19 protein-coding genes (1 of these 19 only partly in view) are annotated in these 16923 nt (G+C 31.1%); 6 read left to right on the plus strand and 13 right to left on the minus strand.

What is annotated here, in order from left to right; all coding sequences use genetic code 11:
- The 9 genes from QEJ31_RS08910 to QEJ31_RS08950 all read right to left on the minus strand — a co-directional run bounded on the left by QEJ31_RS08910 (position 1) and on the right by QEJ31_RS08950 (position 6344).
- The gene (locus QEJ31_RS08910; protein WP_280589454.1) at positions 1 to 609 is read right to left on the minus strand and encodes a TlpA disulfide reductase family protein; all 609 of its coding nucleotides are present in this window, start codon (positions 607 to 609) and stop codon (positions 1 to 3) included.
- A 17-nt stretch (positions 610 to 626) separates the two neighbouring features.
- Positions 627 to 1130: a cytochrome c maturation protein CcmE gene (locus QEJ31_RS08915; RefSeq protein ID WP_280589456.1), complete on the minus strand. Its 504-nt coding sequence runs from the start codon at positions 1128 to 1130 to the stop codon at positions 627 to 629.
- Entirely contained in the window at positions 1117 to 1329 is a 213-nt protein-coding gene (locus QEJ31_RS08920) for a hypothetical protein (RefSeq protein ID WP_280589458.1), read from the minus strand. Before QEJ31_RS08920 ends, QEJ31_RS08915 begins: the two co-directional genes overlap by 14 nt.
- Before the next feature lie 2 nt (positions 1330 to 1331).
- Entirely contained in the window at positions 1332 to 2054 is a 723-nt protein-coding gene (ccsA, locus tag QEJ31_RS08925) for a cytochrome c biogenesis protein CcsA (RefSeq protein WP_280589459.1), read from the minus strand.
- A 2-nt stretch (positions 2055 to 2056) separates the two neighbouring features.
- Positions 2057 to 2785 (minus strand): heme exporter protein CcmB, encoded by a 729-nt coding sequence (locus QEJ31_RS08930; protein ID WP_280589460.1) that lies wholly within the window; start codon positions 2783 to 2785, stop codon positions 2057 to 2059.
- The gene (locus tag QEJ31_RS08935) at positions 2785 to 3414 is read right to left on the minus strand and encodes an ATP-binding cassette domain-containing protein (protein ID WP_280589462.1); all 630 of its coding nucleotides are present in this window, start codon (positions 3412 to 3414) and stop codon (positions 2785 to 2787) included. The genes QEJ31_RS08930 and QEJ31_RS08935 overlap by 1 nt, the downstream gene beginning before the upstream one ends.
- Before the next feature lie 49 nt (positions 3415 to 3463).
- The gene (locus QEJ31_RS08940) at positions 3464 to 4150 is read right to left on the minus strand and encodes a Crp/Fnr family transcriptional regulator (RefSeq protein WP_280589464.1); all 687 of its coding nucleotides are present in this window, start codon (positions 4148 to 4150) and stop codon (positions 3464 to 3466) included.
- Between the two features lie 2 nt (positions 4151 to 4152).
- Positions 4153 to 5667: a D-alanyl-D-alanine carboxypeptidase/D-alanyl-D-alanine-endopeptidase gene (gene dacB, locus QEJ31_RS08945; RefSeq protein ID WP_280589465.1), complete on the minus strand. Its 1515-nt coding sequence runs from the start codon at positions 5665 to 5667 to the stop codon at positions 4153 to 4155.
- Positions 5668 to 5759: 92 nt separating this feature from the next.
- Positions 5760 to 6344: a peroxiredoxin gene (locus tag QEJ31_RS08950; protein ID WP_158999051.1), complete on the minus strand. Its 585-nt coding sequence runs from the start codon at positions 6342 to 6344 to the stop codon at positions 5760 to 5762.
- Between the two features lie 320 nt (positions 6345 to 6664).
- Between QEJ31_RS08950 and pgsA the strand changes: the two genes are divergently transcribed.
- Positions 6665 to 7345 carry a CDP-diacylglycerol--glycerol-3-phosphate 3-phosphatidyltransferase gene (gene pgsA, locus QEJ31_RS08955; RefSeq protein WP_280589467.1) on the plus strand — a complete coding sequence of 227 codons (681 nt, stop codon included), beginning with the start codon at positions 6665 to 6667 and terminating at the stop codon, positions 7343 to 7345.
- Here pgsA and QEJ31_RS08960 read toward each other — a convergent pair.
- The 4 genes from QEJ31_RS08960 to QEJ31_RS08975 all read right to left on the minus strand — a co-directional run bounded on the left by QEJ31_RS08960 (position 7342) and on the right by QEJ31_RS08975 (position 11557).
- Positions 7342 to 8190, minus strand: coding sequence for a PilZ domain-containing protein (locus QEJ31_RS08960; RefSeq protein ID WP_280589469.1), 849 nt, complete (start codon positions 8188 to 8190; stop codon positions 7342 to 7344). The two genes, pgsA and QEJ31_RS08960, sit on opposite strands and share 4 nt — an antisense overlap.
- A gap of 93 nt (positions 8191 to 8283) precedes the next feature.
- Positions 8284 to 10170 carry a molecular chaperone HtpG gene (gene htpG / locus QEJ31_RS08965; RefSeq protein ID WP_280589471.1) on the minus strand — a complete coding sequence of 629 codons (1887 nt, stop codon included), beginning with the start codon at positions 10168 to 10170 and terminating at the stop codon, positions 8284 to 8286.
- A 131-nt stretch (positions 10171 to 10301) separates the two neighbouring features.
- On the minus strand, positions 10302 to 11270 hold the full coding sequence (locus tag QEJ31_RS08970) for a small ribosomal subunit Rsm22 family protein (RefSeq protein ID WP_280589472.1): 969 nt from the start codon (positions 11268 to 11270) through the stop codon (positions 10302 to 10304).
- Between the two features lie 38 nt (positions 11271 to 11308).
- On the minus strand, positions 11309 to 11557 hold the full coding sequence (locus QEJ31_RS08975; RefSeq protein WP_280589473.1) for a hypothetical protein: 249 nt from the start codon (positions 11555 to 11557) through the stop codon (positions 11309 to 11311).
- 98 nt (positions 11558 to 11655) lie between these two features.
- Here QEJ31_RS08975 and QEJ31_RS08980 point away from each other — a divergent pair, with 98 nt between their 5' ends.
- The 5 genes from QEJ31_RS08980 to QEJ31_RS09000 form a co-directional block, all read left to right on the plus strand.
- On the plus strand, positions 11656 to 12288 hold the full coding sequence (locus QEJ31_RS08980) for a YkgJ family cysteine cluster protein (protein WP_280589475.1): 633 nt from the start codon (positions 11656 to 11658) through the stop codon (positions 12286 to 12288).
- Between the two features lie 470 nt (positions 12289 to 12758).
- Positions 12759 to 14375, plus strand: a complete 1617-nt coding sequence (locus QEJ31_RS08985; protein WP_280589477.1) for a hypothetical protein — start codon at positions 12759 to 12761, stop codon at positions 14373 to 14375.
- On the plus strand, positions 14375 to 15820 hold the full coding sequence (locus QEJ31_RS08990; RefSeq protein ID WP_280589479.1) for a response regulator: 1446 nt from the start codon (positions 14375 to 14377) through the stop codon (positions 15818 to 15820). Before QEJ31_RS08985 ends, QEJ31_RS08990 begins: the two co-directional genes overlap by 1 nt.
- Before the next feature lie 89 nt (positions 15821 to 15909).
- The gene (locus tag QEJ31_RS08995; protein WP_280589480.1) at positions 15910 to 16401 is read left to right on the plus strand and encodes a DUF4442 domain-containing protein; all 492 of its coding nucleotides are present in this window, start codon (positions 15910 to 15912) and stop codon (positions 16399 to 16401) included.
- Between the two features lie 43 nt (positions 16402 to 16444).
- On the plus strand, positions 16445 to 16923 hold the beginning of the coding sequence (locus QEJ31_RS09000) for a nitronate monooxygenase (RefSeq protein ID WP_280589481.1). 490 nt of this gene lie beyond the right edge of the window; the window shows 479 of its 969 coding nt (coding positions 1-479); the start codon lies at positions 16445 to 16447; the stop codon falls past the right edge of the window.

A 16923-nucleotide genomic window follows, 5' to 3' on the forward strand; every position in this document is an offset into this window, starting at 1 on the left:
TTAACTATTACTTCTCAAAGATATAAAAGCTTTTGTAGTTTCATTTTGATTTGCTGTTGGGTTTTTTTCTAACCATTCTATAAATTGTAAAATAATATTTCTGTTTATTTGACCGGCTACTCTATATCTAACTTTTGCTTGCGGATCTATAAAAAAAGTCTCGGGGGTTCCAGTTACTCCATATTGAATAGATATTAATCCTTTTAAATCTTGCACAACAGGAAAAGATTGGCCATAATTTTTTTGCCAGTCTTTGATGGTTTCAGTATTATCTTGAATATTTATACTTACAAAATAAGGAAATTTATCATTTTTTTGTTGTGTCAACTGATAAAAATACTCCATTTCCGGAGCTTCACCCCGACAAACGGAACAAAAAGAGGACCAGAAATTTAATATTACCCATTTATTCTTTTGAAAATATTGCTCAGAATTAAATGAACCGCCTGTCGTTAGTGGGGCAGAAATTATAGGTGCTACTTCCCCAACTAATTGACTTGGATTATAATTGGGATCTTGTTTTAAAGCATAAATCATTAGTGCTAAGAATAATAAAATACCAAATACCGCTGTAAAAATAGCATTTCGATTAATCTTTTTCTTTTGCATATAACTCCCAATACTTTTTATTTGCTAGCAGATGTTTGTTGAGTAGGAATATTTTGGTCTTTTAAAATACTATCAAGTAATTTAGCTTCTTTCATTTGTTTATGATCTTTTTTTGTATCATAAACTTCACTATGTTTAACCATCAATAAGTTTGCTGTAATTAATTTATCTTTTTGATTAATATCTGGGTTATTTATCAATCGACCTTCAACTACAACTCCTTGACCTTCTTTAAAAAGATCTGGTGGTATGCCTTTATATTGTACAAAAAAGTTGTGGCCTTCCAAATCCGTCATTTTAAAATTAAGTTCACTTTTTTCAGCATTCCATTGTTTAGTGCCTGCCATAACTAAACCAGATACACGAAATAATTTCCCATCAAATTTAATAGGATTAGCATAAACTTCAGCAGGGGTATAAAATGTTACTGTAGATTCGCTTCTTGTAGCTTGATAAATAATCAGACCTAGCGATCCTAATACAATGACAAGTCCAGCGATTTGTCCATTATTTATTTTCACAATGATTTCCTTCACTCGAATAAAATGAGTTATTTTCTTCATTTGCTTTATCAAAAAAACCTTCTTCATTCATGTTATGAATTGAATGCCGTCTGATTTTTAACGAAAAAAATGTGTAGAGTATTAAACAAATAGCAACAATTGCAAAAGTTGAATACACAAAAATTTCCCAACTTAAATTACCGTATTCTGATTCCATGATTATTCACCTCTTGCAACATCTAAAGTTTCTTTTGCAGAAACGGCTTGTCTTCTAATTTTATAAATTGCAATACTCAAAAAGAACATAGCTATAAAATTTAAAAAAAGGACAAGCGAAATATCAGTTGAAGCATTTTTTGTTTTTTCAACAAAAGTTTGGGGTTGATGAAGAGATCTCCATAAATTAACACTATAATATACAATAGGAACATTTACTGCACTTATTATGGCTATAATAGCCGACATATTTCTTTTCGTTTTTAAATCCGGAGTAAAATGCCTAAGTATTAAATAACCACAACAAACAAGAAACATAACTAAACTTGATGTTAAACGCGGATCCCAATCCCACCAAACTCCCCAAGTTGGACGCCCCCAAATGCTACCTGAAATTAAGGTTAAAAAAGAAAAAAGAGTTCCTAATTCTAATGAAGTGTAACTACTTCTATCATAGATTACTGCATTTTTTGGTTTTAATATTACTAAAAAAGCAAATATTGCACTAGTAAAAACCCAAAAAAATGCGCACCAAGCTACTGGAACATGTACAAAAATAATGCGATAAACATTTCCTTGATCAGTATCAGAGGCGACCCAAAATAATGCTAAAAACCAACAAAAAATTTGGAAAATTGTAAATAAAGTTAGAATAATATTCCAACGAAAAATTGGTTTTCTTATAGATAAAGGGATTTTATTCTCTACTATTTCTTTATTACTCATATTCATTCCTGCAAAAGTAAGTCACTTAAAAGAATTCCTAATGTAGAAAAAATGATGGGGTAAGCTATTAATATTGTCCACCAAGCATTTTCACTAAATGCACCAAGAAGAGAATTGCTACCAATATGTATTGTTAATGAAACCGATGCTAGTAAAATCCCGCTTTGGAAAGGAAAAAATAACATAGGAAGTAATATTTCTTTTGCTAAACTTCTGGCTGTTAAACATGTAATTAACGTACCCAAACTTGCCGATCCTAAATTAAAAAAAATAGCAACAAAAAAAAGATTACTCATTAAACTAAGAAGAATACTTGAATTAATATTATAAAAAATGATCCATAGTAATAATATTGGAATTTGTAGGGTAAAAATTTGCAAAGCAGTAAAACTAATTTTACCTGCTATTATAGATGTTTTTGGTAAATTTGAGGTAAGCAGTAAATCCATTCCGTTACATTCTTGCTCAGCAGAAAATATTCTACTGATTGTAAGAACGGCAACAAATTCATTCATAATCCAAAATGTACCAATTTGGATATCTGCTCTTTGAATAGCTTCAGTTCCCAATCCAAATGGAAAAAGAATAAGTAAACAACAGGCAAAAATGAAAGTTCCTACCCAAGAAGCTTTTCTTGCCCAAAGAGAACGAAAACTTAATTTGTGAATAAAATAAAAAGATTTAAACCAGCTGAATTCTTTTTTGTTAAGCAGATATATTTTATTAAGCATTAAAGTAAAGCCTTAATTTCTGGTTTTAAATTTCTTTTTACTTCTGGAACATAATTAGATAAACTAATATTTTTACCCGCCCATTTTATTAAATTCTCATCATGAGTTGCTATTATAAATGCTGAACTATTATTTGTTATAAGTTCAGAAAAAATATCTAGACAAATATTAGTACCTGACTCATCTAAGCCATTAGTAGGTTCATCAGCTAATATTATTTTAGGTTTAATAAGTAACAGTGCAGCGAGTGATAATCTTCTTTTTTGTCCAGTCGACAAAGATCTTACTATTTGGAGTTCTCTGTCCTGTAAATGAACTCTTTTTAATACTTGTTTATATGAACTTACTTGGTATTGAAATGAATAACTCTGTGTATAAAAATCTAAATTCCAGAGCACAGATTGATCTAACATTAAACTTGGAATGTTGGGAAGATAAATTAAAGACTTATTTTTTTGTGATAATTCTTGATTTTCAAAGTAACTTATCTCCCCTAAATGAGCTTTTGATAATCCTGCCATAACTTTTAAAAGAGATGTTTTACCAATTCCATTTGGACCTGTTATAACAACTTTATCTTGCGCTAATATAGGTAAATTAAAATTAGAAATTAAAGGTTTATTACCCATTCTAATTTCTAAGTTATTACAATTTAAATATAGCGACATTGGTCAGATATTATCTTTCTTCAGCTTCATTTTGCAAGGAAATGGAATCTAAAATTGTAAAAGATGATCCGTGAGTTTCCATAATACCAGCTTGTTTGAAGTCAGCTATTGCACGACTAACAGTTTCTGGAGTAACGTCTGCTAGTTCTGCTATATCTCGACGATTTAAAGGCGGTTCGAAACTTTGTGCGCCATCATCAGCAAATAAATTATAAAGCTCATAAATAACAGAAGCAACCCTATTTTTTGCTGGACGATATAAGTCTGATTCTATACGCTTTTCTAATCTTGCGAGTTCATAACAAAAAATTTTCATAAATTGAAGAGAGACAATTGGGCTTCTTTGAATAAGATCCAATACTATTGTTTTTTCTATGGAAAAAACTTCACTATCTTTTAAAGCAACTGAAGTGCGACTGTATTTGAATTCTCCAAAGACTTCCCGAATACCAACGATTTGTCCAGCACGCACAATACGAGTAATTACGCTTTCACCTTCTTGGCTTTCACGCACAATCTTGAGACAACCGTTTGCAACTCCATAAATTGATCTTGGCGTATCACCTGAAATAAAAAGATTTTGGCCTTTTTTCAATCTAATAATAGAAGAGTTTTCTTGAAATCGATGTAAATCCTCATCTGAGAGGGATGGAAAAAGCCTACGCAAAGTGTAAGTTCCCCTAGATTTTCTTTCCATTCTTAAAGCTCCGATGGCAAAACCTTAGCAAGGTCCGAGTCTATTGCATCTCGTATGTTTTTTAAGTCAGGTTGTGGTTTTGATTTAACCCCATTCACAATGACGGCAAAAGCAACCCAATCCCCGTTTTTTAGCCGACTATAGCCTCCAAGAGCTGATACATTCACAGGTTCTGTTAGTGTTCCTGTTTTTCCTCTTAATCTTCCTTGTAAATGTTTTTCTGATGCAGAGGTAAATCTTCTTTTTAGCGTACCTTCATCACCAACAATTGGTAAAGCATTTATGTACGCTGGAAAAGCTCTACCACTAAAATACATATGATCCAATAAAGAAATAATATCTCTTGCAGAAAGTCGATTATTAGGAGTTAAGCCGCTTCCGCTTTCAATAATTATTGGTGAATTTAGTTTTTGATTTGTTTCCCAAGTAGAGTTTTTTAAGACATTTTTCATATATTTTTCTAATAAACTACCAGCTTCTTTCAAATCTCCTTTATTTTTTGGATTTGACTCTGATAATAAATTTAATGCCAATATATCACCAATAAAGTTATTACTTACCTCAAAAAGTCCTTTCATTTGCCATTCAATCGGATAGCCATCGACAGCGGCTATTGGTGTTAAACTTCCTTTTAATTCTTTAGAATCTATTTCAATTTCTCCTGAAGTTTCAATTCCAGCTGCTGTTAAAAATCCATTTAAAACTTCTCCAGCATATCTATCAGCATTTGAAATTGAGCGATATATTCTTTGTGCAGTTGAATTTTTTGGAATATTTCCAGATACAGAAAATATATCTTTTCCATTTTTGCTTTGGCGAGAAACGGATACTTGTGGAGGAGAGTTTTCACTTGTTGTTGTAACACTTCCATTTATAACAACACTATTTAGAGGATAAGGTTCCAAAGATATTTTAGCTTGTCCACCTACTTTTTCATTTGGACTTACAACAATTGCTATAACACTGAAATTCACAGCAGCTGAGGATAACGGAGCATCATAAGCGTTGTGACTTTTTGTCTTACCGCCCAACCTATTTTCATCTTCTAAAACTTTTCCAAATAAAGAATTATTTACAACAATTTTTCCTGTAATTTTTTTAATACCATAACGAGCTACATCTGTAGTTAAAAACCAAAGTTTTTCATTTGTTAAAGAAGCATCCCCGCCGCCGTAGAAAATGATATCACCATCAAGAGTTCCTTTATTTATTTTTCCTCTAGCAAATAATTTTGTTGAAAATGTTTTGGTTGTTCCCCATTTATCAAGAGCTTGAGCACCCAAAACTAATTTAGTTACAGAAGCAGGACAAAGCTTTAAGTCAGCATTTAATTCGGCTATTTTTTCACCATCACTTAACTTAACTACTAAAGCACTAACAGTTGCATTTCCATCTTTCTCTAAACTACTTAATTTTGAAAATTTTGAATTTTCTGCAAAAGACAATCCAGGTAATAAAAGAAAAGTTTTAAAAAGAAGAAAAGTTATAAAATTTAATTTATTTAAAAATATTTGCATTTTTTATTTCCTATACAAAATAAAAGCTCTTTAAGGATATCTTAAAGAGCTTTTAATAAACTGCAATCACAAAAGTAAAAATGAGAGTTAATTTAGTGTTTCGCTAAATAATTACTTACACCATCTTGCGTTGCTTTCATAGCGTCTTTGCCTTTATTCCAATTAGCAGGACATACTTCTCCATGTTTTTCAAAATGTTGGAGAGCATCTACCATTCTTAAAGCTTCATCAACGTTTCTTCCTAAAGGGAGATCGTTAACTATTTGGTGACGAACAAGACCATTTTTATCGATTAAAAATAAACCTCTAAAAGCAACTCCACCATCGCTTAGAACATCGTAATCTCTGGCAATTGTCCGATGAATATCAGAAATTAAAGTGTATTTAACTCCTTCAATTCCTCCCTTATTTTTTGGTGTATTTAACCAAGCATAGTGAGAAAATTTACTATCAATACTACATCCAATAACTTCAACATCTCTTTTTGAAAATTCTTCTAATTTTTCTTGAAAGGCATGCAATTCGGTCGGACAAACGAAAGTAAAATCTAAAGGATAGAAAAATAATACGACATATTTTTTACCTTTAAAATCAGAAAGAGAAACTTCTTTAAAATCATTGTTAACAACAGCTTCAGCCTTAAAGTTTGGTGCCTGACGTCCAACTAATACGCTCATATGGAAACCCCTTTTCTAATAAATTAAGTACAGAGAACATACGGGAAGTTAGTCTCAGTGATAAACACTATATCCTTAAAGTCTGATGTCAAGGAAGCAACTGTCCCATTTTTCAATATCATTTTAGTATGTAAGGTGTTTGTGCTTAAAAAAAAAACAATAATAAATGGAATAATATTGATGCAAGTCAAATATTTCTAACTTTATGTGTTCTGATATCATAAACTGTTATATATAAATTAAGTGAGGTATGAGACTAAAGAATTTCCATTTAACTGCGAATGGATTTATAGTAAGCTTAAACTAATATGAGGTAAATCTTGATATTTTCATTCTTTAAAAAAACTCAGAACCAAACAAGTGATAATGAAGTTTCAGAAATTTCAAAAGAAAAAGTTTTACCTAATTGGTTAAAAAAATTACCAAATCGCTTAACGTTTTTAAGAATTCTTTGTATTCCAGTTGTTGTCTACCTCATGTCACTTGGAGAAGTGGCTCCAGAATCGGGGCATTTTGGATTAATTCAACCTATTAAAATTAGTACAACTGATATTGCGGCCGCGTTAGTATTTGCATTAGCTGCATTAACAGATTTCTTTGATGGATGGATAGCTAGAAAATTTAATGTGGAAACTGTGCTAGGAAAATTACTAGATCCATTAGCAGATAAATTACTTGTTGTTTCAGCTATGGTTATTTTAGTAGAAAAACATAGAATGGATGGCTTAATAGCGGTTATAATAATTGTTCGAGATCTTGGAATAAACGCTATAAGATTAGCAGCTGTCGATGATGGTATTCAAATATCTTCAAATATAATAGGAAAGACTAAAACAACATTTCAGGATATAGGAATTATTGGATTGACTGTTTGTGGTACCTTATGGTTTATCCCATTTCATTATATCGGACAACTTTTTATCTTTCTTGCTTTAGCAGCGAGCTTAATTAGTGGTGGTCAATATTTATTTGATTATGCTAGAAAATTAAAAAAGAATTAAACAGGAACCGGATCAATCTCTTCTTTCGGTTTTTCAGCAATTTTTAACATTCTTAGTCTTCTTGTTACTTTTTCAAGTAAATTCATTAATACTTCAATCTGCATTGGAGTGGCATGCTCTAAAGAGCATCCAATAATTTTACCATTTATAGAGATTCTTCTTACTTTTCCTGCTACTGGTAAGAAATCTCCATATTGTGGATGAAATAAATTAAAATCTTGTAATGGGACTTTTATTTTAATTTGTTCATTTGTTTTGAAAAAGTGTTCATTTTTTATAGAGATACTGAATCCAACTAAACTTATATCATTTAATATTACATCTTCATAGACATTTAAATTTAATCTATAGACTTTAATTGGAATACCCAATGAAAATCTTTTCGCTCTTCTTCCGATTGTTGTGGATGCTCTTTTAATTTTTCTGCTAATTTCTATAAAGTCTATTGGTTCTTTAAAGTAATCATCAAATTCTTCATAAATCGAAAGCTTTTCTCGATACTTTCTTACTAATTCTTCCTCATTTTTTGCAACAAAAAATAACGGACATTTTTTTCTTTTTTTACACTCAACTCCAAAGTCAATTGCAATATTATCATCATTAAATAAAGAATGGTCAATAATAATAATTTCAATATTTTTGACTAATAAAGCTTTTAAAGCTTCATTAGGATCTTCAAAACGAACTAAAATATATTCATTCAATGCATTTTGTATTGCTTTTTCAATAGTCCTAATTCTTGTTTCATCTTCTCTTGTTAATTTAAATAAATAAAGGACATATCTTTTTTTCTTTTTGGGAGCAATATCAAATATAGATTTACCTTCGGCGTCAAATACTTCCATGAAAAAAGCTCCTGATTTTTAGTTATTATACCAAATAGTCAGAAGCTTAAAAAAGAAATAAAACGAAGGAAATTTTTGCCTTCCAGGAAGTTTTTACTTACCAGAAGCCATTTCCATGATTTTTGTGAGACGTTTTGCAAATGTACCAGGATTTTTTACTGGACTTCCTTCAGACAATAATGCTGTTTCATAAAGTACTTCAACCCATTCATTTAAAGTAGTTTCATCAGTACCTTTATTTTTTCTGTCTGCAAGATTTTTAATTAAATTATGGCTTGGATTAATTTCAAGAATGCGTTTATTATTATTCGCCATTCCTTGTCCAGTCGCTTTCATAATACGTTCCATATGCGCGGTCATACCGTTCTCATCAGCTACTAAACAACATGCGCTTTCACGTAAACGTTTTGAAATTTTTACTTCTTTTATTTCGTCTGATAATTTAGTTCTAAATAAATCGAGTAAGCCAACTAATTCTTCAACTGGTTTTTCTTCGTTCTTTTTCTCTTCTTCGGTTTCTTTTCCAACACCGTTGAGATCTAAGTCACCTTTATTGATAGATTTTAGGTTGTATTCACCATGTTTGCTATAGCTCATGATAAACCATTCATCTATTGGGTCAATTAAAAATAATACTTCAATACCTTTTGAAGTCAGTGCTTCCAAGTGAGGACTGCGTTCTATAGATTCAAAATTAGGACCTGTTAAATAATAGATTTCTTTTTGCCCATCAGCTTTTCTTTCAATATATTCTTTGAATGAAACCCAGCCGTCTTTTCCAGTTTTAGAAGATTTAAAACGAACTAAATCGCTTAAAGTTTCATGTTGTTCAAAGTCAAAATGAAAACCTTCTTTTAGGACAGCGCCAAAAGTTTTATAAAAATTGAAGTATTTTTCACTATCATTATTTGCTAAATTTTGTAGAGATGATAATACTTTTTTAATAATTTGTTTTTTAATTTGTGGAAGTTTGTTGTTGTGTTGCAAAATTTCTCTTGAAACATTTAATGGCAATTCATCTGTTTCAACAACGCCTGAAATAAATCTTAAATATTCAGGTAACAACTCTTTACATTTTTCTGTAATAGAAACTCTTTTAACATATAAATGTAGACCGTGATTATCTCTAGTGTATAGATCAAAAGGAGCTTCTGTAGGAACAAATACAACAGCATTAAAAGGAACTAAACCTTCAACACTGATGTGTTCCCAAAGTAATGGTTCTTTCCAATCCATAGAGATTTGTTTATATAATTCTTGATAATCTTCAGGTTTGTTTTCTCTTTTGTTTCGAGCCCATACAGGGGTAGATTTATTTAAACGAACTTCTTCAGTGGCTCCATCTTCTTTCTTTTCTAAGAAGAAAATTGGATACGTAACATAGTCGCTATATTTTCTAACAATTCCACGGATTTTCCAGTCATCAACAAATTCTTTTTCATCATCTTTTAAATGAAGTTCTATTGTTGTTCCTCTTGTTTCTTTATTGCTCGGTTCAATTGTATAAGTACCGTCTCCAGCTGAAGTCCATTTATAAGCTTCTCCGCCATGCGCTGAACGGCTTTCTACAACTATTTTTTTAGCAACCATAAAAGCAGAATAAAAACCAACACCAAATTGACCAATTAAGTTTGAGTCTTTTTTATCTTGTTCAGAAAGTTTTTCTAAAAACTTTTTAGTCCCAGAGCTCGCTATGGTTCCCAAGTTATTCATGAGCTCATCTTTGCTCATACCAATTCCATTATCTTCAATGACTAAAATATTATTTTCTTTGTCATTGCGAATTAAAATGGAATTTTCTTTTTCAGATTTTAGTAGATTATGATTTGTTATTTCTTCAAAACGTAATTTATCGACGGCATCACTAGAGTTGGAAATAAGTTCTCTGAGGAAAATTTCTTTATTTGAATATAGAGAGTGAACCATTAGGTTCATAAGTTGTTGAACTTCGGTTTGAAACGAATGGACTTCAGCTGTCATGGTGTTTTCCTTGTAACTATTTAATATAAAAGTAAAAAGAGTTAATTAGCGAACCCGCTTATAAGGAAGCTAAACAGAAGATGAAAGTAGTCAATACCTTTTAAAAAAAGGAATTTAGACTTTTAAACGAATTAAAGGTTCCAAGAATCCCCCCACTCAGCTTTACGAGCTTCTTTGTACTTCTGTCCATCTTTTTTTGAATGTGTTTTTAATATAAATCCATCTTTTGTACAAAGATTTAATTTTAAATGTCCGCTATGCACTTCTGGATGTCTTGTGATTCTAGCATTAAAGTGTTTTTCAAGATTATTTTTGCTGACTATTAAATAAGAGAATTTCTCATCTTCAAAGCCTTTTTCACCCATTTTAAGATTTTTATGCATAGAGGTTCTTTGCAGTCTAGTCGCAAAGTGGCACCAATCTTGTTTATTTAGAGCAGGGCATGATAAAGAATGAGGGCAAGGTGCTAATATATTTGCATTACTTTTTAAGAAAAAATTTCTAGCAAAGGTAACAGATTGAAATCCCAAAGGGGTTCCTGGCTCTATCAGAACAAAAAATTGTCCTGTTTTTTCCCAAAATTTAGAAAGAAAATGTTCTTTGTCTTTTTCTGAAATTTCATTAAAGGAGTAAGAGGCTAAGACCAGGTCTGCACTTTGGATACCATCAAGGGAATTTAGTACATTTTTTTGCAGCCAGTTGGCATTCTTCATTTTCTGCTGATTTAAAGCAAGTTTTTTGCCAATTTCAATCATTCCTTGGTTTTGCTCAATGAGCTGGATATTCTCTAACTCTGAAAAAGTTTCGCAGCTTGCCCAAGAAGCCGTGCCAGGACCTGCACCCACATCGAGAATACTTTTTAAATTTTCAGCAAAAGGAAGAACTTCTTGTAAAACTCTTTCAACAGCAGCATAAGTCGCTGGCATTCTGGCTAAAACATATGCTAAGCGTTCTAAATCACTGTTTAATGAAAATGCTATTTGTTCCCTATTATTCCTATAGTAAGTGGATAATTTTAAGTAAGCCTGTTGTAAGGCTGATGGTGCGTAATGTTTCGCAATTTCAGTGAGAGATTCTTGTAATTGATTTGGTAAGATCATATTTATACCTAGCAAAAAGTCACAAAATTAAAACAAACTTACTTTTTCACTTCTGTTTCAAGTTTGTCAATAAAATCTGTGGCTGTATCTTTTGCAGTATTTTCAGTGGATTTAGCACTTAATTGAACTTTTTCTAGAATCCAATGCACCGGTTTAGTATCTACAATATAGTAATGAAGAAAGGTGAATAATTTTTTTTCATTTTTAATAGGAATAGAGAACACAAAAAGCCAAATGAAGCCATATATTAAAAATATTACTGTTTTTTTTAAAAAAATCTGGAGCATCTTGACTTCCTTTATTTACCATTACTATTTTAACATATTAGAGGTATAAGTAGAATTTCACTTCTTTTTTTTTGACTCCACAATAGGATTACAACTTTATGTCTCAAACTGCTAGTAATGCCATCCAGCCAATTTTAAACCTGCAAGAAAATTGTTCTAATTTTTATAAAAAAATTAATGAGAAATATCATGAACAAATGAACTGTAAGCAGGGATGTGCAAGATGCTGTTTTGTAAATTTAAGTATTTTCCAGGCTGAAGCTTATAGAATTATTGTTTGGGTATTAAATTTAGATGCCGGGAAAAAGAAAGAATTATTAGAATTACTACAAAAACCTATGCAATCTGAAGAGAAAAATTTTCAAAATAAGTTAGCTTCTCCCTGTGTTTTTTTAAGAGACAATTCGTGTACAATTTATGAAGCAAGGCCTACTATTTGCCGAACTCAAGGTGTCCCATTGCAATTTAAACAAGTGGATAAAGAGAATAATATCAACATAACAGTAGATCATTGCCCATTAAATTTTTCAGATCAAGATAATTTCCCTAATAAAAACGAATGGTTAGACTTGGATAGGCTAAATACTTTACAAAGTATTGCAGAAAATTTCTTTTTAAAAAATCAGCAAAAACAAGATAGTCAAATTCAGCTAGCAGTAGATAAAAATCAAAGGATTTCTTTAACAAGTTTAAAAAAAGAGGTCATTAAAATTCTGGAAAAGGAAGAATAAAGAAATTTCAAATAAAAAAAGCCCATTCAAACGAATGAGCCTTTTTTATTGAACTGGAGTATTCAAGTAATATTAATTACTTGCCACTTGTTCTAGCTGCACGACGACGTCTTAGCAATTTTCTTTTCTTACGACCTACTTTACGACGACCTTTTGGATGCTTACGACGATGACGTGATCCGTGCATACCAACCTCCTGAAAATATTAAAAAAGTTAAAAAGTTTGTGTTCTTAAAATCTGGCAACTCTCCATAATGAAGCATTGCTGGAAGGATGGCAATATCACTCGCAATAACATTTTGCAAGAAAAATTTCCTCTTATAAAAGCTTTTGAAATTTAGTATGGATAATCTTGCATGCAAACCATATTCATTAGTTCTTGGGATCTTTTGAATTATTGTGTTAGTTATACTCATGAAGTTATGTTTTAAGTTTTTTTGAATTTGAGAAAAAAAAGAATGAAAGATAAAATGCGTATAAATCTTAAATTTAGATTTAACTCTGGGTCTTTATTAGCGTATTTTATATTTTCTGCTATCATTTTTATAGTATTATACCTAGTTATATGGACTTTATCTGTTAGGGCTGAAAGAATAGCTAACTTACGGCATGATGTAAAACTCATTATGGGCGGCATAACAGGGAGTATTTTAGGGACTGCAGAGCTAGATTCGCAAGGTTTACAAGATCAATCTCAATCATTAATGCAAGAATATCTTAATTTTACTTTTGACTCAAAAAAGACTCAAACACAAGAAAGAGCCGCGAAGGTATCTGTCTATTTTTTGAACCCAGAAAGGCAGTTAATTGGGGAATGGGTATCCCCAGAAGAAATTCCTCAAGAGTGTCTCGATACTCGGACTGAATACTTCCAACCACACCGGTCACCCTACCCATATTTAGTAGAATTAACTATAAATACTTGCAGTAAAAACTCATTAGATTTATTTGAATATCACATAATATCACTTCCAATAATGGTTTCTATGGCGGTTATTTTATTTTGGGGCATTTGTATATATGCAATGTTACATTCTATTCAATATGCAGGTAAACTTTTGGAACAAACTGAAGATGTTGATGAACTATTAGAAAAAACTGATAAAATAAATTGGTTAAATGTCCGTATTTTAGCTCAAAAAGCTATTCAAGTGAGAGGTAAAAATTTACAGTTTTATCAGACTTTAATTTTGGACGCGCAGCATGATGTTGCTAAAATATTAGATTCTATAAGTACAAAATATCAAGATAAGGATTTAAATTATAATGTTTCTTCTATTAGAGGTATTTTACAAAGACTAGCAATTGAAGTAAGATCTTCTAATGAAATTTATCAAGACTATACTACTCCAAAAGATCTTATTTTTGATGAAATAATGCAATATATAAGCACTTACTTTTCAAATTGTGAAGTAACAAATAATCTGCCTAAAAATATAGAAGTCCCTGTATCAGATATTTCTCTGTTTGAAAGAATAATTGTTAATTTATCTTCTAATTCAATAAAACACTCTATCTCGCCTTCAAAAGTAAAACTTTATTATGCTAATGAATATTTTTCGCTTCGAGTGTATTCAAAAATTTCATTGCTTTCTTCATTTAATATTCATTTAGCGAAATTAACAAATAGAATTGATTTAAAAAATGTAGATTCTCCAGTTTTATTTAAATTTTTTGGAAGAGATGGACGAGGATTATCAATAATTAAAAGAGGTATTTTTAAATTTAAAGGTAAAATGATTTTTACTATTGAAAATAATGTTGTTGAAACTGGTTTTGATATTCCCGCGCATTTTTATGTTAACAAAAAAATTGATGAAATTCCTTCATATTTACTAAATAGAAAGAAAGTAATTTATTTTAAAAATGAAGAATTAATTCAATACGCTAAAGAGCAGGGTCTTGAAAGTTTTATTATAACTGATAATGATTTAGAATCATTAGTTAAAAATAAAATTAGTGAAGAAAAGATTGAGATAGTATCAGATGAAGAGTTAAACTTGCCTCAATCTTTTATTTTAAGAATAATTACTAAAAAAGAAAGAATTAAGGGTCTTGCTTTAAATTGGATTGGAGATTCTAGGTAATGGTTTCAAAAGTTTTTCCAATATCTCGTTGGTTAGTTGTTGATGATACCCCTGAAGATGCGGATGATATCGTTTTAGCTATTGAAGGACTTGGTGGCAAAGCTGATACCGCTGACAGTATAAAAGCAGCCGAGAAATTGTTACGTAAAAATATCTATGATGTTTGTGTAGTTGATTGTTTTTATAAAGGAACAAATAAGTGGGGAATTGATCTTTTGCCTGACTTGCGCTCAACTTTACCAGGCCTTCCAGTTATAATGATTTCTAATTCAGATGATCTCGACTTACCTGCAAGGGTTATTAGGGCTGGAGCAGATATGTTCTGTCCTAAACTAAAAGATTCTTTTTCTTTGACAAAAACATTAGGGGCAGCTGCTTTACAAGCTACAATAATTCGTAAATTAAAAATAATGGAATTTGATTCAAGATTTTCGAAAGAAATTTATTTGCAAAAACAAACATCAGACGCTTTTGAACATTCTATGCGCAGAAAAGAAGAAAGACTTCTTATCTGTGGTGCTCCTGGAACAGGAAAAACGATAGCTTGTCAACTATTTGCGCATCAATATTTAAAACAAAATTATGGGAGTTTATCCAGAAATATTGTTTACCATGATTGTGCATCAAAATCAGATGATGTGAATTCCACTATGCTTTTTGGCGATGCAAAGATGATAGGCAACACTTTACAGTTAAGTTTATTTGAAAGAGCTGTTGGAGGAGTTCTTGTTTTAGATAATTTACATGCTTTGTCTGAAGAAAATCAAAATAAATTAAAAAGTATTTTTGACTCTGAATTTGTGCCTTCTGTATTAGGTGAAGGTAATTTATCTATTAGTCTTATAAAATTTGTAGGTACCTATTGCACTGATTATCAGAAAAAAATTGTACCTGGTTTTTTAGAAGCATATGCACACAGAGAAATTGATCTGCCATCAATTTCTGATTTAAATCAGGAATTATCTAAAGTTATTCAATTCATTTTTGAAAATCTATCACAATCTAGTGAAGACCTTAAAATTTCTGCTAGCACAGAAGTTATTGGGAAAATTTTAGATTTAGCTGCCAATCATTCTTTTCCTGCTAATTTTAGAACTCTGCATCAAATTATTGAAAATGCTTTATCAAGAGCGTTGGCGGATCAGCGAAGTCAAATTTATCCCTCAGATATTGAAATTATAGGTAGCATGCGATCTTCACATCAAGAATCTGTAACAAATACAGCCGGGACAGTAAAAAATTACGGAGATGTATTGGAAGGAAGATTCGGAGAAGCTTTACTAAAATTTATTGCTGCGGGCGAAAATTTTGATGAAGCTAAAGATGTTTTACGAAAAATTATGATCAATGTAGCTTCAAAGAAGTATGGCGGAAATAAATCTAAGATTGCTTCTGCATTAGGCATTTCCCGGCAAAGTCTTTATGATCATGAAGAATCCGAATAACATCATAAACTTTGAACTGACAGATGAAAAAATAATAAATTTAGGTACTATCATGAGGTTATGAAATAATTCATGAAGGAATCTATAAAATGAGAAAATTTATTCCGCAGTTGTCATCACCAAGTGCTATGATCCAAGTTGGTTGGACTAAATTAAAAAATATTCCAGGAGGAAATATTATTTTTTCTTCTCTGGTTTCAAAATATATTCCCTATACGGGATCAATTTCTCCTTTAGTTTTAAGTATAGAAAGCGGTCAAGCTAGAGTATTGCTAAAAGACAAGCGGGCTGTTAGAAATCACTTAAACTGCATTCACGCAATTGCTTTAGCTAATGTGGGAGAGTTTTCGACAGGATTATGTCTTATTTCGCAATTGCCAGAATCAGCAATGGCAATTCTTACAAAAATAGAAATTGAATATTTGAAAAAAGCACGCGGAGATTTAGTATCTGAAGCAATTTATCAATATCAAAATGCCCAACAAGAAAATGAAGATCATAGAATAACTGCAAACATTTTAAATACTAATAATGAAATAGTGAGTAAAGTACATGCTACATGGCGAGTCAGAAGAAAATAATAAATCTATAGAAATTAATTAATACATTAAAGAGATGCTTAATATGAATTATGAAACTCAATTTACAAAACAAGTTGGTATCCAATACCCTATTATCTGCGGAGCTATGTATCCTTGTAGCAATCCAGAGCTAATTGCCGCTGTTTCAGAAGCTGGTGGTATTGGTATAGTACAGCCATTATCGCTAGTTTTTGTGCATAAGCACGAATTTAGAGAGGGGCTTAGGTTAATTAAAAAATTAACAAAGAAACCATTTGGTATGAATATTATTACTGAAAAATCATCAAAAATATATGAAAATAGAATGAAAAAATACTTAGAAATTGCTCTGGAAGAAGGAGTGCGTTTTTTTGTTACTTCTCTAGGAAATCCAAAATGGGTGGTTGAGCAAAGTAAATCTGTAAATGGTATTGTTTATCATGATGTAACTAGCAAAAAATGGGCTGAAAAAGCATTACAATCAGGAGTACATGGACTCATCTGTGTAAATAACAGAGCCGGCGGGCATGCTGGTGAATTATC

This window comes from Pigmentibacter sp. JX0631, assembly GCF_029873255.1.
In the GTDB taxonomy this organism is placed as follows: domain Bacteria; phylum Bdellovibrionota_B; class Oligoflexia; order Silvanigrellales; family Silvanigrellaceae; genus Silvanigrella.